This is a genomic window from Pusillimonas sp. (assembly GCF_035515275.1).
Classification (GTDB): domain Bacteria; phylum Pseudomonadota; class Gammaproteobacteria; order Burkholderiales; family Burkholderiaceae_B; genus Pusillimonas.
On the sequence record NZ_DATJBQ010000067.1, the window covers coordinates 1 to 25086 of the forward strand.

The following is a 25086-nucleotide window of genomic DNA, read 5'->3' on the forward strand; positions in this document are numbered from 1 at the left end:
ATTGAACCGCACCGCTGTCTGCGTCGATGGCAATCAGCCGGCCGTTGGGCAGACCCGAAAGCAGCATGTCTTCGATAATGACCATGCGCATGTTGGTTTTGAGCGCCAAGGCCGGACCCGGGCGCTGCACGTTCCAAAGCGCCTCACCGGTTTCGGCATCGAAAGCCTGAATGCGATAGTCGCTGCTTCGTACGGCCACGATTCCAGCCCCCACTGCCGGCGGAATATCAACCTGGCTGGATGCCTTGGCCTGCCATTTTTCGCGGCCCTGCTCGTCGAACGCGATAACGGTGCCGTCACGTGCGGCCACTGCTGTGACACGCCCGTCGGAGCCGACCCCCGCAGAAAGATCTTTGCCGGCCTCGCTTCGCCACTGGATGGCGCCCGTTGCCAGGGCCACTTTCATGACCGACCCGTTAGGCGCAGCGGCGTAAACCGACTCACCCACAACCTGCGGCGCGAACCCGGCGCCGCCGTCGCGACCCACAGAAACGCTCCAGGAAACGCCCGCGGACACGGCGGCCTGGTACTCAGTTAAAGGAACGGGCTCATAGCGGGGGTTGCTCGGGGAAAACATCGAGCAGCCGGCTACAGCAGAGACACCTAGCGCCAGGACGCCGACGCTTAGAAAACGACGGATAAGGGTTGATTGCATGGATTAGGCTCCACCGTTTGCATCGATTTTAAGTTGAATGACCTGCGCCAGCGGGGCATCGCCCAGCTGGGTGATGGCCGTCTGCCAAGCCTGGATGGCTTCGTCTTTTTTACCTTGTGCAATAAGAATGTCGCCCCGACGGTCGGCGTACAAGCCCGCAAATGCCGGCGGTGCAGCGTCGAGATGCGCCAAAGCCTGGTCGTATTGTTGCTGCTCGAGCAAGATGCCGGCCAGGCGCAGCTTGGCCAACGGGACCAGCGCGGGATCCTTGTTTTGGGCTACGAGCCACGCAAGCTGTTCGCGCGCGCCGTCAAGGTCGCCCTGCGAACGAAGCGCGGCCGCCGCGATTAAAACACCGCGCGACGTATACCCCGAATCGGGAAAATCTTGACGCAGGGTTTCACTGGCGGCCTTGATACGCGGCAGCGAGTCTTCGGTTGGCTGCATTGCCGAGGTTTCAAGCGCCTCGAAGTACCCCATGGCCTGACCGGCCTGATGCCCTTGATACCATTGCCAGGCGCGCCAGCCGGCAAAAACCAGCACTGCGGCAATGATCACGACGGCAATCAGTGTTCCGTAACGGTCCCACCATGCCCGTAGCGCGTCAATTTTTTCCTGCTCTTCTAAATCGTATGCCATGCCTTAAACCTTATGTTTCAATTCTTCAACGAGACGATCTAGAGGAATCGTCTCTTGCTGGGCTTGGGTGCCGTCGGTTTGACGCAGCCACTTGACGGCGGCTTGCTCGGCACGGAGCTCGTCTTCGCCAAGAATAATGGCAACCTGCGCCCCGCTTGCATCGGCGCGCTTGAACTGTGATTTGAAGCTTGCCGAACCGGGATGAACAATAACCCTAAAACCGCCGTCGCGCAGCTTCTCGGCCAGTAAAGCGGCGGCGCGCTGAGCCGGGTCACCCTGATGCACCACATATATTTGACACTCGGCCGGCGCCTGGAACGCGGCGGTCTGCTCGCACAGGTCGAGCAAGCGCTCCATGCCGATGGCAAAACCCACGGCAGGCGCCGGTTTCCCGCCCAGCAGCTCGATCAGGCCGTCGTATCGGCCACCGCCGCATACGGTGCCCTGGGCACCCAGACGATCGGTAACCCACTCGAAAACCGTAAGGTTGTAGTAATCGAGCCCCCGTACAAGTCGAGGGTTGAGCCGATAGGCGATGCCGGCATCGTCAAGCCGTTTGCATACGCCGTCGAAATGGGCGCGCGACGCCTCGCCAAGAAAATCGAACAGACGCGGCGCGCTGTCTGCCATTGCCTGCATGGCAGGGTTTTTTGTGTCGAGCACCCGCAATGGGTTGGTATGCATGCGTCGCCGCGCCTCGTCGTCCAGCACATCGAGGTGCTGCTCAAGGTGACGCACCAGCGCCTCACGGTGCGCCTGGCGCTCTTCAGCCTGGCCCAGCGAATTCAGCTCGAGGCGAATATCGGCAAGCCCCAGTGTCTTCCAGAGGCGCGCCAGCATGACGATCATCTCGGCGTCGATATCGGGGCCGGCCATGCCCAGTGCTTCAACGTCGACCTGATGAAACTGCCTGTAACGGCCGCGTTGGGGCTTCTCGTGGCGAAACACAGGGCCTAATGCATAGACTCGTTGCGGACGATCGTAAAGCAGGTTGTGCTCGATGGTGGCCCGCACCATGCCGGCGGTAAATTCGGGACGCATCGTCAGTTGCTCACCGTTCAACGCGTCAGTGAACGAATACATTTCTTTCTCGACGATGTCGGTTACTTCGCCGATTCCGCGTGCAAACAGACGCGTGTGCTCCAGCACCGGCGTGCGCATATTGCGATAGCCGTAGGCGGCCAGCCATTGGCGAACGGTTTCTTCGAGTTGCTCCCAGGGGGCACTACCGTCGGGTAGTATGTCCTTCATGCCGGTGATGGCGTGGACCTTCTTGAACGACTGCGACATAGCTGCTTTTTGTAAGACTGGTTATGAGCGGCGAGTGCCCGGCACGCCGTAACGCCGCTCGACATAATTTTCGACAATGGCCTGGAACTCGCTGGCAATGTGGTCGCCCTTGAGCGTAACGGTGCGCTCACCATCAATATAAACGGGCGCAGACGGTATCTCGCCCGTACCGGGCAGACTGATGCCGATGTCGGCATGCCGGCTTTCGCCCGGGCCATTGACCACGCAACCCATCACGGCCACATTCATGGTTTCAACACCCGGAAAGCGGGTTTTCCAGACAGGCATCTGACGCCGCAAATAGGTCTGGATGCTGTCGGCAAGCTCTTGAAACACGGTACTGCTGGTGCGGCCGCAACCCGGGCAAGCCACCACCATGGGCGTAAATGCCCGCAAGCCCATGGTTTGCAATATTTCTTGGGCTACGACCACCTCGCGCGTGCGGTCGCCGCCGGGCTCGGGGGTTAACGAGATTCTAATCGTATCGCCGATGCCTTCTTGAAGCAGCACGGCCAGCGCGGCTGTAGACGCCACAATGCCCTTGCTGCCCATGCCGGCTTCGGTCAGGCCCAGATGCAGGGGGTAATCGCAACGCGAAGCCAGGTCGCGATAGACGGCGATAAGGTCTTGCACATGACTGACCTTGCAAGAAAGAACAATGGCTTCACCCGACAAGCCTAATTGCTCGGCCCGGCGGGCATTGCTAATGGCCGACACAACCAGCGCGTCGCGCATCACCGCCTGTGCTGTCCAGGGTTGGGCACGCTTGCTGTTCTCGTCCATCATGCGCGCCATCAGTTCATGGTCAAGGCTGCCCCAATTGACACCAATGCGCACCGGCTTGCCGTTGCGCGCGGCGATTTCTATCATTTGCGCGAAATTGTCGTCGCGCTTTTTGCCGCCGCCCATATTGCCAGGGTTGATGCGGTATTTGGACAAGGCCTGGGCGCACTCGGGAAACTGACTAAGCAGTTTGTGCCCGTTGTAGTGAAAATCGCCCACCAGAGGCACCGACACCCCCATGCGGTCGAGCTGCTCGCGAATGGCGGGTACCTCGCGGGCAGCTTCTGGAGTATTGACGGTAATGCGCACCATCTCGGAGCCCGCCACGGCAAGTTCCTTGACCTGTATGGCGGTTGCAATAGCGTCGGCCGTGTCGGTGTTGGTCATGGATTGCACCACGACGGGCGCACCGGCACCGACCTGTACCTGCTTGTCTTGCCAACGCACCATGACCCCCCGGGTATGGCGACGCTGCGCCGACCCGACGGGTGCCGGCGCAGAGGCGGCAAGACCGTTATCTGAAAAATCTGTCATTGCTTCAGGGCTTTGAGCCAGTCGAACACCAGCCACGAATCAGGAACCCAACCACGATCGACGGCATAGACGCCGGCCACGACGAGCAGCGCCAAAATGACCAGCAACCAACCCCAGGAACGGGAACCACCTTCGGAGTGAAGAGGCAGCTCGGCCTCGTTGAACGCTGCCCGTTTGACCGGGGCCGACACTGGAAGCGTTGGCTGCGTTTCTACCTGATTATCGAGCATGACCAGCAAGGCGTCGACGTCGGCGTCAAGAAAACGAGCGTAGTTTTTCACCTGGCCCCTAAGCAGTACCCCTTGGGGCAAACGGGACCATTCTTCGTTTTCAAGTGCTTGCAACTGGCGAACGGAATACTTGAGACGCGTCGAGGCATCAGCCAGGCTGCAGCCCCGCGCATGACGCATTGCCCGTAGCGATGCGCCCAAGCCCTGTGTTTCGTCGAGCTCGACCACCGGTTCGGGTGTAGAACTGACAGCTCGCAGCAGCGGTTTATTCATACGCGTTCCTCTTTGATGGCTATGGTCGCACGGTTGGGCAAACGCTGAGCGATGCGCGTGCGGTCCTTGACGTCGCCTGCCAGTTGGCCACAGGCGGCGGCGATGTCGTCGCCGCGAGTCTTGCGCACCGTGGTTACGACACCGCCATCCATAAGACGCTGTGCGAACAAACGCACTCGGGCCGCCGGCGAACGCTTCAGGCCCGACTGCGGAAAAGGGTTAAACGGGATTAAATTAAACTTGCAACGGACACGTTTTGCAATACTTATTAATTCTGCGGCATGCTGGTCGGTGTCGTTGACGCCGTCAAGCATGATGTATTCAAAGGTGATGAAGTCGCGTGGCGCGTGCTCGAGATAACGATTGCAAGCGTCGAGCAGCTCGTTCAAAGGGTGCTTGCGATTAAGCGGTACGAGCTTGTCGCGAAGTGCGTCGTTGGGCGCGTGCAGCGACACCGCCAAGGCCACGGGGCAGTCGCGCGCCAAGCGGTCGATCATGGGCACCACACCCGAGGTGGACACCGTAACCCGCCGGCGCGACAAACCATAGGCGTTGTCGTCGAGCATGAGGCGCAGGGCGGCCAGCACCTGGTCGTAATTAAGCAGGGGCTCGCCCATACCCATCATGACCACGTTGCTGATGACCCGAACGGGTTCGGCGGCATGGGTGCCATCGATGCCCGCAATACGCGCACTGGAAAGGTCGGCTTCGAGTGTGCGCTTGGCATGCCACAACTGGCCGATAATTTCGGCTGTGGTGAGATTGCGGTTAAAACCCTGATAGCCGGTGGAACAAAAAGGGCAGGCCACCGTGCAGCCGGCCTGGCTGGAGATACACAGCGTACCGCGATCGTCCTCGGGAATGAACACTGTTTCGATCGCATTGTTTTGCCCTACATCGAACAGCCACTTGCGTGTGCCGTCGGTCGAGAGCTGCTCGGTAGAGACCAGCGGCGCGGCAACGATGCATTGCTCGGACAACTGGCGGCGAAAATCGCGCGCCAGGTCGGTCATGTTGTCGAACGAACCCTCGCCGCGCTGGTGGATCCAGCGCAGCAACTGCTTGGCGCGAAAGGGCTTGCCCCCCCATTGCGACACCAGGTCGCTGAGTGCGGGGCCATCAAGGCCAAGAAGGTTCAGGGGTTCGACTGATGACATAAAACATTGGCCCGCCTTGCGGCGGAACCACAATTAGCGGCTGTAAACGTTGCTTTCAGGAAAGAAGAAAGCGATCTCGACTGCAGCGGTTTCGGCTGCGTCGGAACCATGCACGGCGTTGGCGTCGATGCTGTCTGCAAAGTCGGCGCGGATGGTGCCGGCTTCGGCTTTCTTGGGGTCGGTAGCGCCCATGAGGTCGCGGTTTTTCTGGATGGCACTTTCGCCTTCGAGCACCTGAATGAACACAGGACCCGAGACCATGAAATCAACCAGGTCTTTAAAGAAGGGGCGCTCTTTGTGAACGGCATAGAAACGCTCGGCATCGCCGCGCGACAGTTGCTGCAAACGAGCGGCGACGACTTTCAGGCCGGCCTGCTCGAAACGTGCGACGATTTGTCCGATGACGTTTTTAGCGACCGCATCGGGCTTGATAATGGAAAGGGTGCGTTCAATAGCCATAAAATATCCAAGAAATAAAGTGGTTTCCGGGCAAGCTGTGGAAATATAGATGCCTGTACTGTGGCACGCTTGTGCAGTTGCAAGCTTGTACAGTGACACGCTTCTACAGTTACACGCTTCTACAGTTACATCCACTCCCGCCGCCTGGTTGCCGCAAGGTTGTAAAAACTGTTTTTCTAATAAACTGTTTTTCTAATAAAAAACAATCACTTCTGCGCAATTTTTGCTAACCGCACATTTTAACATGCCGCCATTGGCCGCTCCATCATAAAATGATGGGTTACCCTTGGCGGCATGCACTTTGAGCGCATGCCTGCTTTTTTTGATGTTTTCGCACAATGACCTCTGATTCTTCCACGAACGTACCCGCCCAGCTTTCCAAAAGCTTTGAACCCCAAGAAATCGAATCCCGCTGGTATGCCCAGTGGGAAAGTCGGGGTTACTTCAAGGGCGGCCAACATGTCGAGCCCGCCCCCAGCCATAAGAGCGTTCCTTACGCCATACAGTTCCCGCCGCCCAATGTAACGGGCACGCTGCACATGGGGCATGCCTTCAACCAGACGGTCATGGACGGCCTGGTGCGCTACCACCGCATGAAGGGCGACGACACCGTGTTCATACCAGGCACCGACCATGCCGGCATTGCCACGCAAATTGTGGTTGAACGCCAACTCGACGCGCAAAACATCTCTCGTCACGACCTGGGACGCGAAAAATTCGTCGAAAAAGTATGGGAATGGAAGCACCAATCGGGTAGTGCCATTACCGAGCAGTTCCGCCGCCTGGGCTCATCGGCCGACTGGGACCGCGAGTACTTCACCATGGACGACAACCTGTCGCGCGGTGTGGTCGAAACCTTTGTGCGCTTGCACGAGCAGGGCCTTATTTACCGGGGCAAACGTCTGGTCAACTGGGACCCTGTTCTAGGCACGGCTGTATCCGACCTGGAAGTAGTCAGCGAAGAAGAAGACGGCTCGATGTGGGAAATTCGTTACCCGCTGGCTCAGCCCGCCGGCGGCCTGACCCATTTGGTGGTGGCCACCACGCGCCCCGAAACCATGCTGGGCGACGTGGCCGTCATGGTTCATCCCGAAGACGAGCGCTACGCCCACCTGATCGGCAAAAATGTGCTGCTGCCGCTGTGCGACCGCGAAATACCCATTATTGCCGACGACTACGTCGACCGCGAGTTCGGTACCGGCGTGGTCAAGGTTACCCCGGCACACGATTTCAACGACTATGCGGTGGGCCAGCGTCATGGACTGTCGCAGATCAGCATTCTCGACCTCGAAGCCCGCATCAACGAGAACAGCCCCTCTGCATACCAGGGGCTTGATCGCTTCGAGGCGCGCAAACGCATTGTTGCCGACCTTGAATCACAAGGCTTGCTGCAAGCGGTAAAACCCCACAAACTTATGGTGCCGCGCGGTGATCGCACCAATACGGTCATTGAGCCCATGCTTACCGACCAATGGTTTGTGGCCATGAGCAAGCCCGCACCCGAAGGTACATTGAACCCCGGCAAAAGCATTACCGAGGTTGCGCTCGAAGTGGTGGCAGACGGCCGCATCCGCTTCTACCCCGAAAACTGGACCACCACCTACAACCAGTGGCTGGAAAAAATCCAGGACTGGTGCATTTCGCGCCAGCTTTGGTGGGGTCATCAGATTCCTGCGTGGTACGCGCCGGACGGCCGCATTTTCGTAGCCCGCTCTGAAGAAGAAGCCACGCGCCAGGCACGCGACGCGGGCGTTATCGAACCGCTTGTCCGCGACCCCGATGTCCTGGACACCTGGTTTTCGTCGGCCCTGGTACCCTTCACCGACCTGGGCTGGCCGCAAGAGTCGCCCGATCTGGCGCGCTACCTGCCCTCCAGCGTTCTGGTCACCGGCTTTGACATTATCTTCTTCTGGGTGGCCCGCATGGTCATGATGAGCATGCACATGACCGGCCAGGTGCCCTTTCGCGACGTGTACGTGCACGGTCTCATCTGCGACCTGGAAGGCAAGAAGATGAGCAAGTCCAAGGGCAACACCATTGACCCGGTCGACCTTATTGACGGCGTCGATATCGACCAGCTCGTGGCCAAACGCACCACCGGCTTGATGAACCCGCGCCAGGCCACAAGCATCGAAAAGCGCACCCGCAAGGATTTCCCGCAGGGTTTTCCGGCCTATGGTACCGACGCTCTGCGCTTTACCATGGCGGCCTACGCCACGCTGGGCCGCAACATCAACTTCGACCTCAAGCGTTGCGAGGGCTATCGCAACTTCTGCAACAAACTATGGAACGCCACGCGTTTCGTGCTCATGAACACCGAAGGCCACGACCTGACCGGCCCCGAGCACCACGAGCTTTCGTTCACCGACCACTGGATCATCAGCCAATTGCAAAGGCTTGAAGCCGAGGTAGAACGCGGTTTCAACGAGTATCGCTTCGACAACATCGCCAATGCGCTGTATCACTTCGTGTGGGACGAATATTGCGACTGGTACGTAGAGCTGGCCAAGGTTCAGATTCAGCAAGGCAATGCCGCCCAGCAACTTGGGACGCGCCGCACACTGATCCGCGTACTTGAAACTGTATTGCGGCTTGCTCACCCCATCATGCCCTTTATCACCGAAGAGCTTTGGCAGAAAGTGTCCTTGGTAGCGGGCAAACGTGACGCCCACACGCAAACCAGCGTATGCATACAGCCCTACCCGGTTTCCGACCCCCAAAAGCTCGACCCTGCTGCCGAGGCCCAAGTCGCTGAATTAAAAGCTCAGGTCGAAGCCGTACGCGCGCTGCGTGGCGAAATGAATCTGTCTCCGGCCCAACGAGTACCCTTGATCGCTTTAGGCGACCCCCAGGTGCTGGCCGCCAACAGCCCTTATTTGGCCGCGCTGGCCAAGCTTGAAAACGTTGAAATCGTTGCTTCCCTGCCCGACGTGGGCGCACCAGTACAGGTGGTAGGCACAACACAACTGATGCTGCATGTCGAGATCGACGTCGATGCTGAGCGTCTGCGCCTCAGTAAGGAAATCGAGCGCCTCGAAAAAGAGATCGGCAAGGCACAAGGCAAGCTGTCGAACGAAAGCTTCATGCAACGTGCCCCGGCGCAGGTGGTTGAGCAGGAAAAGGCGCGCGTGGTGCAATTTGGAGAAACCTTGCTCAAAGTACAAGAGCAACTTGTCCGGCTCGGTTAGGCTGCCGACAGTTCGCGGGTGGCGTGTACCGCACACGTGTACGCGCCAACCCTACACCGACAGAGTAGCCAGAAACGCCTCGTCCGCCTTGCTAAGCCGCCCTGCTTTGCGAGCCGCTTCGATCAGGTCGGGGCGGCGGGCAAGGGTCAGGGCCAACGATTGCCGTCGGCGCCAGCCGGCAATGTTGGCATGATGGCCCGATAAAAGCTCAGGCGGCACAGACTCGCCTTCGTAAATTTCGGGACGCGTGTAGTGGGGACTATCCAACAAACCCGTCAAGGTGTCGTGGAAAGAATCCTGATGGGCCGATTCGCTGTCGTTGAGCGCGCCCGGCAACAGGCGCACCGCGCTGTCCATAACCGCCAGGGCCGGTATCTCGCCGCCCGAAAGCACGAAGTCTCCGATAGAAACCTCGTCGGTCACGCAGCGGTCGATAAAGCGCTGATCCACCCCTTCGTATCGCCCGCAAATCAGAATAGCGCCCTGGCCGTCTGCCAGTTGCTGGGCCATGCGCTGATCAAAACGACGCCCGGTAGGGCTCATGAGCCACACCGGCGCAGAGTCGATGCGAGAATCAATCTGCGCCTTGCGATCTGCCTGCGCAGCAATAACAGCGTCCTCCAAAGGGCCCGCCATCATGACCATGCCGGGCCCCCCGCCATAGGGCCGGTCATCAACGGTGCGATGAACGTCTTTCGTGAAGTCGCGCGGATTCCATAACTGCAGTGACCACAGCCCCTGCTTGTGCGCACGACCCGTTATGCCGTGGTCGCGCACCGCACGAAACATGTCGGGAAATAGAGAGACGACGTCAAAGCGCATTAGGCTGAAAGCTGGACCTATGACGTGCTAAGGCTGACTGCCACGCCGACGCACATTTTTATTGAAATATTGGCCGGCAGCTAGAACTCGACCGGCCAGTCGCTATCGAGCCGTTTGGCGGCGATATCGACCGTATGAACATGTGCCTGAACAAAAGGCACCAGCACTTCGATGTTGCGGCCCTTTTGATTCTGCAGCAAGACGACCTGGCCGTGCTCGTCGAGGCGGGCGCGGGCCACATGCAGCACCGCATGGGCGCCGTTATCCGACACCTCGACCACCTGTCCGATCAGAGCCGGGGTGTTATCGGCCTGACCATAGAGCAGGCAGCCGATAAGATCGACCCAGTAGACCTCGTCTTCGTCTTCAGGCGGAAACTGCGAACGAGGCACCGATATGGTATGGCCTTTAAGCGCTTCGGCAGCATTGCGGTCGGGTGCAGCATCGAGCTGCGCCACAAGGGTTGCACCATGAGGCCTGACAGCCAGAACCTGCACCTTTCGAGCAGGCGCAAAAGCGCCCGCCCCGCCGGTAAGCGGTGCGGGCGCTTTCAGCCACCAGTTTTTACACTGCTGCAATACTTCGGCAGACGAATGCGGCTGGATCTTGACCCAGCCCTGAACGCCATATGCCGCAACGATACGCCCCAGCTCGATCAGATCGTGCGGAAGCTCGCCGGATTGAGTGTCGGTCATGCCGACCCTGCTGGCTTGGCCAGACCGATTGCCTTTTTAGGCAGCCGCTTTGGCGGAGTACTCTTTTACAAGACGCGCAACAGCCGGCGACAACTTGGCACCGGTGCCGGTCCAGTACTCGACGCGGTCAACAGCAAGACGCAGGCTTTCCTGGCCTTCGTTGGCTACCGGGTTGTAAAAACCCAGGCGCTCGATAAAACGGCCATCACGACGATCGCGCGAATCGGCTGCTACCACATTGTAAAACGGACGCTTCTTCGAGCCACCACGGGCTAAACGAATCACCACCATAGGTAATCCTTTGAAAATGATGTGAAAAACAATAGATTCTAGCATCTTTAAGGCTTGCCAAGCAAACTTAAAGATAAAAATCCGCTAAAAAGCACACAGATAAATGGTGTGCCAGGCTTACCGACGAGAAAGAAAATGCAGCGAGTGGGTTTCGCCCTGAATCTGGGCAAGCAAGCCGTTACCGGTTTGCTTGCTGAAGGCTTGAAAATCGCGCACCGCATTCGGGTCGGTGGTAATGACTTTAAGCACCTGACCGCTTTGCAACTGGGCCAGGGCCTTTTTGGCACGCAAGATGGGCAAGGGGCATTTCAGGCCCGTTGCATCCACCTCGAGATCGAATCCGGGCTGCTCGGTTGAGTTGATCATGCCAATCAGCCTTCGAGCCGTGCAGCCACCCAGTCTTGAACCTGGGCAATGGCGCCGGGCAACGCTGCTGCATCAGACCCGCCGCCCATGGCCATGTCTGGCCGCCCGCCACCCTTGCCGCCAACCTGGCCTGCCACCATGCCGACCAGCTCGCCGGCCTTGACCCGACCGACCAGGTCGGGCGTAACCCCGGCCACAAGACTGATCTTGCCCTCCGCCTCGGTAGCCAGCAACACCACCGCCGACTTGAGCTTGGACTTGAGCTGATCGGCCATGCCGCGCAACGCTTTGGGATCGGCACCCGAAATATTGGCAACCAGCAGGCGGGCGTCGCCCTTAAGGGAGATCGCCTGCGAGGCGAGGTCGTTGCCCGCAGACGCGGCCAGCTTGCTTTTTGCCTGATCCAGATCGCGCTCGAGTGTTTTAAGCTGACCCTGCAATTGCAAGATGCGGTCGGAAAGATCGGCCGGCTGGGTCTTGAGCAAGCCAGATGCATGCTGCAGCACGCTTTGAGTATCTTGAACCCAACGCAATGCGTTGATACCGGTAACGGCTTCGATGCGGCGTACCCCGGCCGCCACGCCGCCCTCAGATATGATTTTGAATAAGCCGATGTCGCCGGTGCGGGCCACGTGGGTGCCGCCGCACAGTTCGCGCGAAAAGCCGATATCCAGCACGCGTACTTCGTCGCCATATTTTTCGCCGAACAAGGCTACTGCGCCGCCGCCTACTGCTTCATCGTAAGACATATACGCCGATTGCACAGCGTGATTGAGCAGGACTTCAGCGTTGACGATTTGCTCGACCTGGCGGATCTGCTCGGCAGTAAGCGGCGCATCGTGGGCGAAGTCAAAGCGGGTTTTGTCGGCATCGACCAACGAGCCCCGCTGTTGAACGTGCTCGCCCAGCACCTGCCGCAGGGCCTTGTGCATAAGATGGGTAGCCGAGTGATTCCGCACGGTACGGGCTCGCAGGTCGGCATCGACCGAAGCCTGAACCGTTTGGCCCACCGCCAGCGAACCCGATTCGAGACGACCATGGTGGCCAAAGACATTGTTTTGAACCTTTTGCGTGTCAGACACGGCAAAACGCGCTGCGTCGGCCTGCAGCACACCGGCATCGCCCACCTGCCCGCCTGATTCGGCGTAGAAAGGTGTGGCGTCGAGCACAACAATGGCGTCGGCGCCCGCCTCAATGCGCTCGACCGAAGCGCCGTTGACATACAGTGCGGTAACGGTGCCCTGCCCCTGAAGGTTTTCGTAGCCGTCGAAACGCGTTTCGGCGCCCTGGTAGCTAAGGCCTTCTACCGCCTTGAACTTGCCGGCTGCGCGCGCCTGGTCGCGCTGGCGCGCCATGGCGGCTTCGAACCCTTCAACGTCGACTTCGACGTTGCGCTCACGACAGATGTCGGCGGTAAGGTCGACCGGAAAACCGTAGGTGTCATACAGCGTAAACAGTGTCTGGCCGTCGAGGCGACCGTTTTCGGGTAGACTGCTCAGCGCTGATTCCAGGATCTTCATGCCGTTTTCAAGCGTTTCACTGAAACGCTCTTCTTCTTGACGAAGCACCTGCTCGATACGGGCCTGGTTGGCGGCAAGCTCGGGATAAGCGTCGCCCATTTGCGCCGCCAGGTCGGCTACCAGACGGTAAAAGAAGGGGCGCGGCTGACCCAGCTTGTGGCCATGGCGCAAGGCCCGGCGAACAATCCGGCGAAGCACGTAGCCGCGGCCTTCGTTGCTGGGAATGACACCGTCGACCACCAGGAAACTGCAGGCACGGATGTGGTCGGCGATAACCTTGAGCGAATTGTTTTTAAGATCGCCCGTACCGGTTTCGCGAGCCGCAGCAGCGATCACCGCCTGGAACAAGTCGATTTCGTAATTGGAATGCACGTGTTGCAGCACGGCAGCGATGCGTTCCAGGCCCATGCCTGTGTCGACACAGGGTTTGGGAAGCGGCAACATGTTGCCGGCCGCATCGCGCTCAAACTGCATGAACACGAGGTTCCAGATTTCAATATAGCGGTCGCCGTCTTCTTCGGGCGAGCCCGGTGGCCCACCCCAGATTTCGGGGCCGTGGTCGTAGAAGATTTCGGAGCACGGACCGCAAGGGCCGGTTTCGGCCATCTGCCAGAAGTTGTCCGAGGCGTAGCGGGCGCCTTTGTTGTCGCCGATGCGGATGATGCGCTCGGCCGGCACTTTGATTTCGTTAAGCCAGATATCGTAGGCTTCGTCGTCTTCTTGATACACAGTTACCCAAAGCTTGTCGACCGGAAGGCCGTAAACCTGGGTAAGCAGTTGCCAGGCGTAGGCAATGGCCTCGTGCTTGAAGTAGTCTCCGAAACTGAAGTTGCCCAGCATCTCGAAAAACGTATGATGCCGAGCCGTATAGCCCACGTTTTCGAGGTCGTTGTGCTTGCCGCCGGCCCGCACACAGCGCTGCGAACTGACTGCGCGATAATAAGGACGGGTTTCTTTTCCGGTGAAAACGTCTTTGAACTGCACCATTCCGGCGTTGGTAAACAAAAGGGTGGGGTCGTTGGCCGGAATAAGCGACGACGAGGGCACAACGGCATGACCCTTCGATTCGAAAAACGATAGGAATTTTTGACGGATTTCGGTGGTTTTCATCGGGGAAAAACGCGGCTGCTAAATAGAGGTAACTAATCATTATAGAGGGTTGCGCGCAACGTGCCCAGACAAGGCCGCGGCGTGCTCGGCGCTTGTCGGTGCCTGGTCGAGCAGGCCGACGATTTGTGCCGCCACCGAGACGGCAATGACCCCAGGCAACTTGCTGGAAGTGTCAACGATGCCGATGGGGCAGATCATGCGGTCGACAAGCTGCGGAGGAAATTTTTGCCGCAGGCGGGCCCGGAACTTGGCGCGCTTGGTGTCGGAGCCGATAAGCCCCAGATAGCGGAACGACTTGTGCCGCAATACCTGCTCGATAATTTCAAGATCAAGGGCGTGGCTATGGGTTAACACGAGCCAATAGGCATCGTCGGGAAAGTCGATGACATCAAGGGCGTCGCCGTTAATGCAGGAAACGTTGTCGGGCAAATGGGCGGGCCACTCGTCTTCTCGTGAGTCGAGCCAGGCCACGCGCACAGGCAACTCGGCCAGCACCCGCACAATGGCCTTGCCCACGTGACCGGCACCGCACACCACGATCAATGGGGCCGACCCCGGGGTAACATCTACCAGCAGGCGGTTTTCTTCGTGCCACTGGGCATCGGGTTGGGTCAAAGGTGTTTCGAGCCGCCGAACACTGACTTCATGCCCGCCGGTGCTGGGTTGCCCGCCGGGTTCGTCCGCCGGAATGTAGCGCGTACGCTGAACCGCGGCACCTGCACCAAGCAGCGTATTCAACTCGTCGCACCAGGCCAGGTCTTTTGGTTCGAGCCGCTCGAAAGCCAGCCATACCGCCCCCCCGCAACACTGCCCCAAGCTGGGGCCCAGCGCATAATGGCGCATTTGCGCCGCAGGCTTTTCGGAACTTGTCGCTGCGCTTAACATGGCCCGGGCGGCATCAATAGCCTGCAGCTCGAGGTGCCCGCCCCCTATCGTGCCGTGAGCGCCGTCCGGGTCGACCCACATACGCGTACCTGCATCGCGCGGCGTCGAGCCCAGGGCACGCGCAACGGTAATCAGCACCAGCGAGCCGCCGCCCGCCAGGCGCGCACGTGCCGCACTTAACCAGCGGCCATGAACACAGACCGAGGATGGTAGCAGCGACTCGCTCATTGCCCGGTGCCGCCACCCGGCTCAAGAGACAGTTCTATGGCCTCGGCCGGCATCGCGGCGCCCGAAAAGGATTGGACGCCGAATCGTTGCGGGGCCAGAGCATCGAGCACCTGCAGCACGCGTTCAGCAGTTGCGGGCGCGTCCAGCCGAATATCGGTACCCGGCTCGACCACCGAGGCAATGGCATCGCGTATGGCCAGGAAAACAGAAATACCCAACGGCAAGGGCGGCTCGCCCATGGCCTTGGATTGGTAAATATTGTTTTCTGTGTTGCCGTTGTCAAAGAACGCCACATTGAACTTCGGCGGACAGTCTGAAATAGATGGAATCTTGTAAGTGGAGGGAGCATGGGTTTTCAAGGCGCCCTGCTCGTTCCACCAAAGCTCTTCAGTGGTAAGCCAGCCCACACCCTGTATGAAGCCGCCCTCGATCTGACCCAGATCAACCGCCGGATTGATAGGCCTGCCCGCATCGTAAAGAATGTCGGTACGCAACAGACGGTTCTCGCCGGTCAGGGTATCAATGACGACCTCGGAACAGGCCGCCGCGTAGACAAAGTAATAAAATGGGCGACCCGTGAGGGTCTTCATGTCGTAGTGAATCTTGGGGGTTTTGTAAAAGCCCGAAGACCACAGTGCAACGCGTGCCATATAGGCCTTTTGCACGAACTCTGGAAACGGTATGGCGCGCTCGCCGCAAAACACTTGGCCGTTCTGGAAACGAACCTCGTCCACATCGCAGCCGTATTGGTCGGCGGCAAAGGCCGCCAGGGCGGATTTGATTTTCCGGCAGGCATCCTGAGCCGCCTTGCCGTTAAGGTCGGTGCCCGTCGAGGCTGCGGTAGCCGATGTATTGGCCACTTTTTCAGTGTCGGTGCCCGACGCCCGAACCTGGGTGAAATCGACGCCGAACTCTTCGGCGACAATTTGCGACACCTTGGTGTTCAGCCCCTGGCCCATCTCGGTGCCGCCATGGTTGACCAAGATGGAACCGTCGGTGTAGACATGAACCAGCGCACCAGCCTGGTTCAGGTGGGTGGCGGTAAACGATATGCCAAACTTGACCGGCACCAGGGCCAGGCCTTTCTTCAGCACCGTGTTCGACGCGTTGAATGCGTTGACCGCTTCGCGGCGACGGCGGTAGTCGCAAGAACCTTCCAGTTGTTCGACCAGTTCGTGGATGACGTTGTCTTCAACCACCATGTCGTAAGGAGTAACATTGCGCTCACTGCGTCCGTAGAAGTTGCGCTTGCGCACGTCGAGTGGATCAAGTCTTAGGCGCCTTGCGATGTCGTCGAGCACGTATTCGATGCACATGATGCCCTGAGGCCCGCCGAACCCCCTGAACGCTGTGTTCGACTGGGTGTTGGTTTTGACCCGCAAGGAAAGAATGTCGAAAACGGGCAAGTAATAAGCGTTGTCGGTATGAAACACCTGCCGATCAGCGACGGCACCCGACAGATCGGCAGAGTAACCACAACGCAAACGCTGCTCGAACGCTACCGCCTGAATTTGGCCGTCGTTATCGTAGGCGACATCGTAGTCGGCGGAAAAATCATGCCGTTTTCCGGTGATCATGAAATCGTCGTCGCGGTCGACACGCAGCTTTACCGGACGGCCGGTGCGCCAGGCCAGCAGTGCGGCCGCCGTGGCAAACGGCCACGACTGAGTCTCTTTGCCTCCGAAGCCCCCACCCATGCGGCGGCATAGCACCCTGACACCATGCAACGGCTTGCCCAGCATATGGGCGATCATGGCCTGCATTTCGGACGGGTGCTGGGTTGAGCTGTAGACCAGCATTTCGTCGTTCTCGCCCGGCTGAGCGTAAGAAATCTGGCCCTCGAGATAAAACTGTTCTTGGCCGCCGCAATACATGCTGCCCTGGTGGCGATGCGGTCCCTGTTGCAATCGGGCCTGAACGTCGCCCCGACCGATGCGTACCGGAGGAAGCACGTATGATTCACGCCGCGCGCCCTCATCGGCCGACAGCACCGGTTCGAGATCGCGATACCGCACCTCGGCCAGCAGGGCCGCTCGTCGGGCTGCGTCGTGCGAGGTGGCGGCCACGGCAAACAACGGTTGCCCCAGATACTCGACCTTGCCATCGGCAAACACCGGCTCGTCATGAATGAATGGGCCAAGGTACTTTTCGCCCGGAACGTCGTCAAGACAAACCACGGACACCACGCCTGGGGAGGCGCGCACCTTGGTCAGATCCATGGACTCAATCACGGCATGGGCGCGCTGGGACAGCCCCAGCGCTGCGTGCAAAGTGCCCTGCTGCTCGGTCAGGTCGTCGGTGTACAGCGCCTGCCCTGTTACGTGCAGCCTGGCACTTTCGTGGGCCGGCGACTGCCCGACAGTCTGGTATTTGTTGCTGCTCATGACACCTCCTGGATACGAGCATCGGCCTGGCCGGTGCTTTCGAGATAGAAGCGGTACAGCAGATTGCGTGCCGACTTCCGGCGGTAGTCGTCTGATGCCCGCATGTCGGTCAGGGGCTGGTAGTCGAGATCGAGCGCCTGCATCGCCCCGGCAATGCTTGCCTCGGACCACTCCTGCCCGATCAGGGCCTTTTCGGCCTGCCGGGCACGCTTGGATGTGGCGGCCATGCCGCCGTGGGCAATGCGTATGGTTGCCACCTTGCCCTGGTTTATCGTCAGGGCGTAAGCACTACATACGGCGGAGATGTCTTGGTCGATGCGCTTGGACAGCTTATAGGTGGCCACCCTGCATTCGGGGCTGCGCAAGGGCACAACGACGGCCTCGACAAACTCGCCCGGCTCACGGTCTTGCTTGCGGTAGTCCAGGTAAAGGTCTTCAAGCGGCAATTCTCGCCGTCGACTGCCTTTGCGCAACACCACCCGCGAACCAATGGCGATAAGGAAGGGCGCACTGTCGCCAATGGGCGAGCCGTTGGCCAGGTTGCCCACCAGCGTGCCCGAGTTTCGTATGGGCATTGAAGCGAACCGCTTCCACAGTTCAAGTACTTCGGGATATTGGGCGGCAATGGCTTCGTAGCCGTCGTTAAGATTGGCAGCGGCGCCAATATGCAAGGCGTTGTCGCGACGCTGAATGCTGTCGAGCTCGGCAATATCGCCCAGATAAATGACAACAGGCAGATCTTTAAGTTGCTTGGTCACCCACAGGCCGACATCGGTTCCCCCGGCCAGCAGTACGGCATCGGGATGCTGTTGGTACAGTTGGGCAAGCTCGTCGACCGTAGTGGGTGCGAAATAAGATTGCCCGGCAGTGTTGATGGCAAGCATGCCCTGCCCGGAGTCACGCAAGGCTTCAAGTTGCTTGCGCACGGTAACGTCGTCTAGTCTGGCGGACGGATAGGCGTGCATATTGCACGCCGCATCGATAATGGGCCGATAACCGGTACAGCGACACAAATTGCCCGAAAGCTGGTCGAGCACCTCTTCGCGCACGGGACGCACCTGCCCATTCTGGTACATGGTGTACATCGACATGATGAAACCAGGCGTGCAAAAGCCGCACTGCGAACCGTGATGGTCGACCATGGCCTGTTGAACCGGGTGCAGATCGCCGTTTTCTTGCTGCAACCCCTCGACCGTCCACACAGCCTTGCCATCGAGCGTGGGCAAGAACCGGATACAGGCATTGATGGACTGATAAACCAGCCGGCCTTGCTGGCCCAGCGACGCCTGCATGACAGTGCACGCCCCGCAATCGCCCTCACCGCAACCTTCTTTGGTGCCGGTCAAAGAGCGCTCTTCACGCAAATATTGCAATACGGTTTGCGTGGTCGAGCGCGGCGCAACCTCGTGCAGCGTTCCGTTAAGATAAAAACGGATGTGATCTCGAGCCTTCATTTTGTCTCCGCGGCGGACACTGGCGCCAAAACGACGTGCCCGCTCTTTTAGTGACGTGTTCCTATAGAAACACTATATACCCAAACAACCCCGCGTTCAGGCACGCCGGGCCCCCCTTGACGGGCAGGTGAAAAGGCCCGCCGGCCACCGGCCGGCAAGCGTTACAAGCGCCCGGCCTTTCCGTCGGGCAATACGGATTCAGCAGGTCGCCCGTTAAGGAAAGACCCGTCGACGATGCGCACGGACTGCAACTCGCACTCGTCGCAATTTGGGGCGGTGCCGATACGGTCGACCACGATAAAATCACCCTGCTGCCCCAATGACATCAATGGATGGTGCCAAGTGCCCAAGTGGTAATTGACGCCCTGATCGGCGCGTACATAAAACGCACGAATCGCGGATTCATCGGGTTGGTTGTCGGGCCCATTGGGTGCAACCACCGCAACGAACGGGGTTCGATTGCAAGGTATCCATGCCTGGCTTCCTAATGGATGCCGCTCGAGCATGGCAATGCGCAACGGAAACCGAAACGCATCGCCCCGTGCCATGCTGATGCCGCCCTGACCATCGTCGCCCCTGACATCAACCCGGCCCAGATCGTGATAGCGGCGCGTGGTTCCCCCATTGATGTGAAACCACGCGGAGCCATCCATTTGAATGACATCGCCAAACGGGGCAAAGGCGGCGGGATCGAGAAGCTCGAGCTTAAGTACCGACATAAGCGATCAACCCACCCTATCGGGCAAGCCGCCCCCAGATCCTGAGGCGGCTGACACCCCCGTCAGGAAACATATTTAGCCGGACATGGGTAACGGGCCCCAGGTTGTTGATCTGCGCACCCGAGTAGAAATGCTGTTTATGCATTTCGGTTTTTTGCTCGGCCAACAGCTCGGGCCAGAACATGGCCTGAGTGGTAATGGATTGATCGGTACCTTGCTCGACAAGGGCCGCCTGTATGGAAACCCGGTCTGGATAGTTGCCCTTGAAGTGCGCCGTGTCGACCTCGATTTTCTCGACCAGCGCTGCATGACCCAATTCGACAATACACCAGTCGTAGCCTGGATCGCGACGGCGGCGAGTTTCCCAACCGTCGCCCATGTTTACACCGCGTCCGGGCATGACAAGCCGGAACGGCACGCCGAAATGGGCGTCGCTGTAGCTGACGACACGCCCCCCGGCAGCCAGAGCGGAAACCTCGTGCAATTCGTTGGGGTCTTTGGCGCTCCAGTCGCACAACGGTTGGCCGTATACGCGGAAACGCGCCACCCCGCCGTCGGGGTAGATGTTCAAGCGTATGTGGGTCCAGGGCCGGTCGTCAGAAACGGCCAGAAAATGATGCGATCCTCCTGACAGCGAGGTGGCGGGAACCAGCTCGCTCCAGGAGGCGGATTCGTCGGGGTCGCCGTCGCCGGCGTGATAGCACCCCTGAACCGATGCCGCCGGCGGATAGTTGCCCGTGAAGTGGCTGGTGTCGATATCGAACCCCTTGACCACGCCTGGCAGGCCCAGCCTGACCACTGCGTGGTCATACCCGCCCCGACGACGGCGCTGGGTTTCCCAGCCATCGACCCATTTACCGTGATCATCGAACTTACCAACAATAAATACCGAGTCGGACGACTGCAGCATGCGATCGGCTTCGCCGAAAAAATCGTCGGAACATGCCACAACCCGCGCACCGAAGTCGGCCGACGCCAGGTTGGCATAACGTGTGGAAAAAACAGGCGGGTCGATGACCGCAGGCGCATTGACGACGGTACCGACGGGCAAGTTGGGAACGGCCATGAAAAGTTGTCTCCAGAGAAGATGAAAGCGAGCTCAGAGGCTGGGCTCGCGAACCAGATCATCGAGTCGAAATCGCCCGATTTTGTATATTTGAGCAAGACACTCGGCGGTTTCCTGAGCCGGGGTCAGGGCGAGGCGGCGCTGGAACTCGCGGATAATGCTTTGCCGGTCGTGGCCCCGCACCGCCAGAATGAAAGGAAAGCCGAATTTCTCGCGGTATGCCTGATTAAGGGCCGTAAGCCGGCTGTATTCTTCTTGCGTGCATTGATCCAGCCCCGCGCCTTTTTGCTCGGTTGAGGACTCGGCAGTTAGCTCGCCGCGAACCGCCGCCTTTCCAGCCAGTTCGGGGTGAGCACGAATAAGCTTTAACTGAGCCTCGGGTCCCGCCGCCACGATGCATTCGACCATTGCCTGATGCAGGCTGTTGATGTCGGCAAACGGACGCAATACAGCCGCTTGCTCGGCAACCCAGGGCGAATGCTCGAAAACACCACCCAATAGCTTGACGAATTGCTCGGCAGGCAGTTGGTTGAGTTCACTTAACGTGATCGACGTGTCTGTCATGCTTGCCCCTTTTCGGTAGCGGCTTGGTAAGGATGCCGCAGCGCCCAATGCCGGGCGATGTCAATGCGTCGGCACACCCACACGTTCTCGTGTTGCTGTACATGGTCCAAAAAACGCTGCAGACCTGCAAAACGGCCCGGACGCCCCGCCAACCTGCAGTGAAGGCCTATGGACATCATTTTGGGGGTGGTTTCGCCCTCGGCGTACAGAACGTCGAACGCGTCTTTCAGATACGAATAAAAGTGCTCGCCGGTATTGAAACCCTGTGCGGTGGCAAATCGCATGTCGTTGCAGTCGAGCGTATAGGGCACGACCAGATGTGGCTTGACGGAACCGTTGGTCAAGCCCACCTCGCACCAAAAAGGCAGATCGTCGCCGTAGTAGTCGGAGTCGTACAGGAAGCCGCCTTGCTCGACCACCAGTCGGCGCGTATTGGGACTGTCGCGCCCGGTATACCAGCCCAGCGGTGCACTGCCCGTGACGGCCTTGATGGCCTCGATGCACTTGAGCATGTGTTCTTGCTCGACTTCGGGCGGTACCGACTGATAATGGATCCATCGATAGCCGTGGCCCGCGATTTCGTGGCCGAGTTCAACCACCGCTTGTGCAACCTCAGGGTTGCGCTCGAGCGCCATGCCGATGCCAAACACGGTAAGCGGCAAGTCGCGTCGATGGAACTCGTCAAGTATGCGCCACACCCCCACCCGCGAGCCGTATTCGTAGATGGACTCCATGGACAAATGGCGTTCGGGATACGCCGCCGCACCAATGATCTCGGACAAAAACTGCTCGGAGTATTGGTCGCCATGCAGCACGCAGCTTTCTCCGCCCTCTTCGTAGTTCAGCACAAACTGCACCGCTACACGGGCCTGACCGGGCCAGTCGGCAAAAGGCGGGTTGCGTCCGTAACCGACCAGGTCGCGGGGATAGGAGGGGTTCATGAGTGCTCCTCGGGTTTGACGCTGAAAGCCGCCCACGGATCAACCCGGCCCGAGGCGGACTCAAGCATGCGGTCTTGGCAGTCGGATAAATGGTGCGACATGGCGTTGCGGGCACCGGTTTGGTCGCCTTGCACCAGCAGGTCGAGTATGCGTTCGTGCTCGGCATACGAGCAGGTGCTGCCGCCCGGTGTATCGCGATAAGCAATGATGAGGGTAGTGCGAGAGCACAGGCTGTGCATGAGCTCGGTCAGCACTTCGTTGCCGGCCAGTTGGGCCAGCTTGACGTGAAAGGCATTAGAGAGCCTGAGCCAGCTGATGCGGTCGCCGCACTCGAAGGCCTGCTTTTCGTGCGAAACCATGTGGCGCAAGGCTTGCAGACGCTGGGCCAGATCGGGAAAGGCCAATAATTTGTCGATCAGCAGGCACTCGATGTCGCGCCGCAGTTCGAAGACGTCGCGCATTTCGGACTCGGTGGGGCGCCAGACGAAGGCGCCGCGATTGGGCTTGAGCACCACAATTTTGTCGTGTGCCAACTGTGCCAGCGCGGCGCGCACGGTAGCGCGGGAACACGAGAATATTTCGCACAATGCAAGCTCGGTAAGCTTGGCACCGGGCAAAAGGCGACGATCCATGACCGCATCGAAGATGTCGGCGTAAACGCGATCGACCTCGCCGCCCCCCTGCCAGCCTTCGAGCAATGAAGAGGCTTTGGGCGCTGCGATGTCGCTATTGCATTGAACTGGTTGATCCAGGCAAAGCATGATCACTCCGTTTATGGATATGGGCAATCCGCTATTGACAATTATTGACACGTAAAACAGAATCGTCAACATAAATTGTCGACAATCCGGGTTCACCCTTGTCGATATCCAATTTACAACGGAGACACCATGGGAAAGCTCTCGACGCACGTGCTTGACACCATGCATGGCACGCCGGCAGGTGGCGTAGCCATTGAACTTTTCGGCCTAAGCACCGGCGGGCGCATTCGCCTGATCCAGGCACACACCAATGCCGACGGCCGCTGCGACCAGCCCCTGCTTCAAGGCCAGGCCCTGGCAACGGGCCGTTACGAGCTCGTGTTTCATGTGGGTGCTTATTTCAAAGGCATAGGCGTGTTGCTGCCCGACCCTTCATTCCTCGATCAGGTCACGATCAATTTCGGCGTGGCCGATCCTGAACAAAACTACCATGTGCCGTTGGTTGTCACACCCTGGTCTTACTCCACCTATCGCGGCAGCTAACCCGCCCAACAGCAGTCCAGACCCACCACCCGCCGAATCGGCTATAGGGAAGAACACCGATGCAAGCTTACTTACTGGAATTCGGAAATCTGTTGTTGCGCTGGCTGCACGTGGTGGCTGCCATCGCCTGGATCGGCGAATCGATTTACTTTGTCATGCTTGACAATAGCTTGCGCCCCCCCACTTCGGCCGAAGGTAAAAAGCGCGGTGTATTCGGTGAAATGTGGGCGGTGCATGGCGGCGGCTTCTATCACAACCAAAAATACCTGACCAATCCGGCCGAGCTTCCCAACGACCTGCATTGGTCGTTCTGGAAAGCCTACACCACCTGGCTCACCGGCTTTGCCATCTTTGCCACCATGTACCTGGTAAAACCTGATTTCTATCTGGTCAATGCTGCCAGCCAGTGGGCATGGGCGGCCTCTCTGGCCGGCTGGCAAGCCAGTGTGCTTGCCGTCGTGTTCCTGCTGGCGGGCTGGGTCATATACGACCAGTTATGCCGACGAATCAGCCCCAACATGGAGCACGACGGCATACTTAGCGTTGCCGTTGCCGTCATGATGGTGGCTGTGGCCTACCTCAGCTGCCAGATATTTCCGGGACGCGCAGCCTTCTTGATTACCGGCGCGGTTATGGCCACATGCATGAGCGCCAATGTGTTCTTCTGGATCATTCCGGGCCAGCGCCGCATGGTCAAGGCCTTGAAAGCAGGCGAAAAACCCGACCCGCTTGACGGCAAGCGGGGCAAACAGCGCTCGGTGCACAACACTTATTTCACATTGCCCGTAGTGCTGCTGATGCTCAGCAACCATTATTCTTTCATCTACAGCGGGGCCTATGCCTGGGTCATTCTTAGCCTGTTCATCGTGTCAGGTGCCGCCATACGCCAATACTTCGTCTTGCGCCACAGCGGGCAGAACAAGCTTGTTTACCCCGTCGTTGGGGTGGCCCTGCTGGGGGTCATTGCTTATCTGGCCGCACCGCAACCCGCCGCCAGTACCGGGGCGGCCGGATCCACCGCCGAAACCGTAGTTACCACGCAGCAAGTCATGCAGATCATGCAAGCGCGATGCGTTCAGTGCCACGCGGCCAAACCAAGCCACTTCGCGTTTCCGGCAGCGCCCGCAGGCATGGCGCTGGAAACCGAGCAAGAGCTTCTGGCTCACCCGGACCTGATCAAACAGGTGGTGGCAAACGGCTACATGCCTTTAGGCAACCTTACCGACATGACACCCGACGAGCGCGCCGCCGTGGCTGCCTGGAGCCTCCCTCCGGCAGCCAGTCAGCCCACACATAGATAGCCCCTGGTCCGGCCCTCGGCCGGAACCGCCGACGTACTGTCGGCGATGCGAACGGGTACGTAGTCAGCCGGGCACGAGCAGTCGCCGGTCACGGGGTTTGCGGCCGCTGCCACACAGCCCGAGAGGTTGTTAATAGAGTACCCACCGCCGCCCATGCCGCCGGCCGAACGCCAGGTAGCACCGCGACACACCAGCAAGCCGCCAAATCGCTCGCGCACGATGGCGCCTTCGGGAGCACAGGCGGTAAGTGCGTAAGCCTGGGCCTCAATGAAAAGATGCTCGCGCGCA

The 25086-nt window shown here is 59.3% G+C and carries 23 protein-coding genes and 1 pseudogene; 3 read left to right on the forward strand and 21 right to left on the reverse strand.

From position 1 onward, the window contains the following. From VL003_RS04945 to ndk, 7 genes are all read right to left on the reverse strand, one after another. Nucleotides 1-655: outer membrane protein assembly factor BamB family protein (locus VL003_RS04945; protein WP_325440159.1), on the reverse strand; the 655-nt coding region annotated here is incomplete at its 3' end. A gap of 3 nt (nucleotides 656-658) precedes the next feature. Next, nucleotides 659-1294: a YfgM family protein gene (locus tag VL003_RS04950; RefSeq protein WP_325440161.1), complete on the reverse strand. Its 636-nt coding sequence runs from the start codon at nucleotides 1292-1294 to the stop codon at nucleotides 659-661. A 3-nt stretch (nucleotides 1295-1297) separates the two neighbouring features. Continuing rightward, nucleotides 1298-2584 carry a histidine--tRNA ligase gene (hisS, locus tag VL003_RS04955; RefSeq protein WP_325440163.1) on the reverse strand — a complete coding sequence of 429 codons (1287 nt, stop codon included), beginning with the start codon at nucleotides 2582-2584 and terminating at the stop codon, nucleotides 1298-1300. Between the two features lie 21 nt (nucleotides 2585-2605). Next, entirely contained in the window at nucleotides 2606-3901 is a 1296-nt protein-coding gene (ispG, locus tag VL003_RS04960; RefSeq protein ID WP_325440165.1) for a flavodoxin-dependent (E)-4-hydroxy-3-methylbut-2-enyl-diphosphate synthase, read from the reverse strand. Next, nucleotides 3898-4404: a helix-turn-helix domain-containing protein gene (locus VL003_RS04965; protein WP_325440167.1), complete on the reverse strand. Its 507-nt coding sequence runs from the start codon at nucleotides 4402-4404 to the stop codon at nucleotides 3898-3900. The genes ispG and VL003_RS04965 overlap by 4 nt, the downstream gene beginning before the upstream one ends. Continuing rightward, on the reverse strand, nucleotides 4401-5561 hold the full coding sequence (rlmN, locus tag VL003_RS04970; RefSeq protein WP_325440169.1) for a dual-specificity RNA methyltransferase RlmN: 1161 nt from the start codon (nucleotides 5559-5561) through the stop codon (nucleotides 4401-4403). The genes VL003_RS04965 and rlmN overlap by 4 nt, the downstream gene beginning before the upstream one ends. A gap of 33 nt (nucleotides 5562-5594) precedes the next feature. After that, on the reverse strand, nucleotides 5595-6020 hold the full coding sequence (gene ndk, locus VL003_RS04975) for a nucleoside-diphosphate kinase (RefSeq protein WP_325440171.1): 426 nt from the start codon (nucleotides 6018-6020) through the stop codon (nucleotides 5595-5597). Between the two features lie 338 nt (nucleotides 6021-6358). Between ndk and VL003_RS04980 the strand changes: the two genes are divergently transcribed. Further along, nucleotides 6359-9208: a valine--tRNA ligase gene (locus tag VL003_RS04980; RefSeq protein ID WP_325440173.1), complete on the forward strand. Its 2850-nt coding sequence runs from the start codon at nucleotides 6359-6361 to the stop codon at nucleotides 9206-9208. 51 nt (nucleotides 9209-9259) lie between these two features. Here VL003_RS04980 and trmD read toward each other — a convergent pair whose 3' ends face one another. The 13 genes from trmD to VL003_RS05045 form a co-directional block, all read right to left on the reverse strand. Further along, nucleotides 9260-10030, reverse strand: a complete 771-nt coding sequence (trmD, locus tag VL003_RS04985; protein WP_325440175.1) for a tRNA (guanosine(37)-N1)-methyltransferase TrmD — start codon at nucleotides 10028-10030, stop codon at nucleotides 9260-9262. Between the two features lie 80 nt (nucleotides 10031-10110). Further along, nucleotides 10111-10725 (reverse strand): ribosome maturation factor RimM, encoded by a 615-nt coding sequence (gene rimM, locus VL003_RS04990; RefSeq protein ID WP_325440177.1) that lies wholly within the window; start codon nucleotides 10723-10725, stop codon nucleotides 10111-10113. 36 nt (nucleotides 10726-10761) lie between these two features. Further along, nucleotides 10762-11016: a 30S ribosomal protein S16 gene (rpsP, locus tag VL003_RS04995; RefSeq protein ID WP_325440200.1), complete on the reverse strand. Its 255-nt coding sequence runs from the start codon at nucleotides 11014-11016 to the stop codon at nucleotides 10762-10764. A 117-nt stretch (nucleotides 11017-11133) separates the two neighbouring features. After that, nucleotides 11134-11382 (reverse strand): sulfurtransferase TusA family protein, encoded by a 249-nt coding sequence (locus VL003_RS05000; protein ID WP_325440179.1) that lies wholly within the window; start codon nucleotides 11380-11382, stop codon nucleotides 11134-11136. Between the two features lie 5 nt (nucleotides 11383-11387). Continuing rightward, nucleotides 11388-14012: an alanine--tRNA ligase gene (gene alaS / locus VL003_RS05005; RefSeq protein ID WP_325440181.1), complete on the reverse strand. Its 2625-nt coding sequence runs from the start codon at nucleotides 14010-14012 to the stop codon at nucleotides 11388-11390. Nucleotides 14013-14051: 39 nt separating this feature from the next. After that, on the reverse strand, nucleotides 14052-15125 hold the full coding sequence (gene xdhC, locus VL003_RS05010; RefSeq protein ID WP_325440183.1) for a xanthine dehydrogenase accessory protein XdhC: 1074 nt from the start codon (nucleotides 15123-15125) through the stop codon (nucleotides 14052-14054). Next, on the reverse strand, nucleotides 15122-17509 hold the full coding sequence (gene xdhB, locus VL003_RS05015) for a xanthine dehydrogenase molybdopterin binding subunit (RefSeq protein WP_325440185.1): 2388 nt from the start codon (nucleotides 17507-17509) through the stop codon (nucleotides 15122-15124). The genes xdhC and xdhB overlap by 4 nt, the downstream gene beginning before the upstream one ends. Further along, nucleotides 17506-18963 (reverse strand): xanthine dehydrogenase small subunit, encoded by a 1458-nt coding sequence (gene xdhA / locus VL003_RS05020; protein WP_325440187.1) that lies wholly within the window; start codon nucleotides 18961-18963, stop codon nucleotides 17506-17508. The genes xdhB and xdhA overlap by 4 nt, the downstream gene beginning before the upstream one ends. A gap of 161 nt (nucleotides 18964-19124) precedes the next feature. Further along, nucleotides 19125-19682, reverse strand: a complete 558-nt coding sequence (locus VL003_RS05025; RefSeq protein WP_325440188.1) for an ureidoglycolate lyase — start codon at nucleotides 19680-19682, stop codon at nucleotides 19125-19127. Nucleotides 19683-19698: 16 nt separating this feature from the next. Beyond that, the gene (gene alc / locus VL003_RS05030) at nucleotides 19699-20748 is read right to left on the reverse strand and encodes an allantoicase (RefSeq protein WP_325440189.1); all 1050 of its coding nucleotides are present in this window, start codon (nucleotides 20746-20748) and stop codon (nucleotides 19699-19701) included. A gap of 33 nt (nucleotides 20749-20781) precedes the next feature. Next, nucleotides 20782-21312, reverse strand: coding sequence for a 2-oxo-4-hydroxy-4-carboxy-5-ureidoimidazoline decarboxylase (gene uraD, locus VL003_RS05035; RefSeq protein ID WP_325440191.1), 531 nt, complete (start codon nucleotides 21310-21312; stop codon nucleotides 20782-20784). Beyond that, nucleotides 21309-22253 carry an allantoinase PuuE gene (puuE, locus tag VL003_RS05040; RefSeq protein WP_325440193.1) on the reverse strand — a complete coding sequence of 315 codons (945 nt, stop codon included), beginning with the start codon at nucleotides 22251-22253 and terminating at the stop codon, nucleotides 21309-21311. Before puuE ends, uraD begins: the two co-directional genes overlap by 4 nt. Next, nucleotides 22250-23014 (reverse strand): GntR family transcriptional regulator, encoded by a 765-nt coding sequence (locus tag VL003_RS05045; protein ID WP_325440195.1) that lies wholly within the window; start codon nucleotides 23012-23014, stop codon nucleotides 22250-22252. Before VL003_RS05045 ends, puuE begins: the two co-directional genes overlap by 4 nt. Nucleotides 23015-23143: 129 nt before the next feature. On the opposite strand from VL003_RS05045, the gene uraH reads away from it, so the two are divergent. Then, on the forward strand, nucleotides 23144-23497 hold the full coding sequence (uraH, locus tag VL003_RS05050; protein WP_325440197.1) for a hydroxyisourate hydrolase: 354 nt from the start codon (nucleotides 23144-23146) through the stop codon (nucleotides 23495-23497). 59 nt (nucleotides 23498-23556) lie between these two features. Further along, complete coding sequence (locus VL003_RS05055) at nucleotides 23557-24798, forward strand: urate hydroxylase PuuD (RefSeq protein WP_325440199.1); 1242 nt, start codon at nucleotides 23557-23559, stop codon at nucleotides 24796-24798. Here the strand turns inward: VL003_RS05055 and VL003_RS05060 are convergent. After that, a pseudogene (locus tag VL003_RS05060) lies at nucleotides 24780-25086 on the reverse strand (hypothetical protein); the annotation flags it as partial. The gene VL003_RS05055 and the pseudogene VL003_RS05060 sit on opposite strands and share 19 nt — an antisense overlap.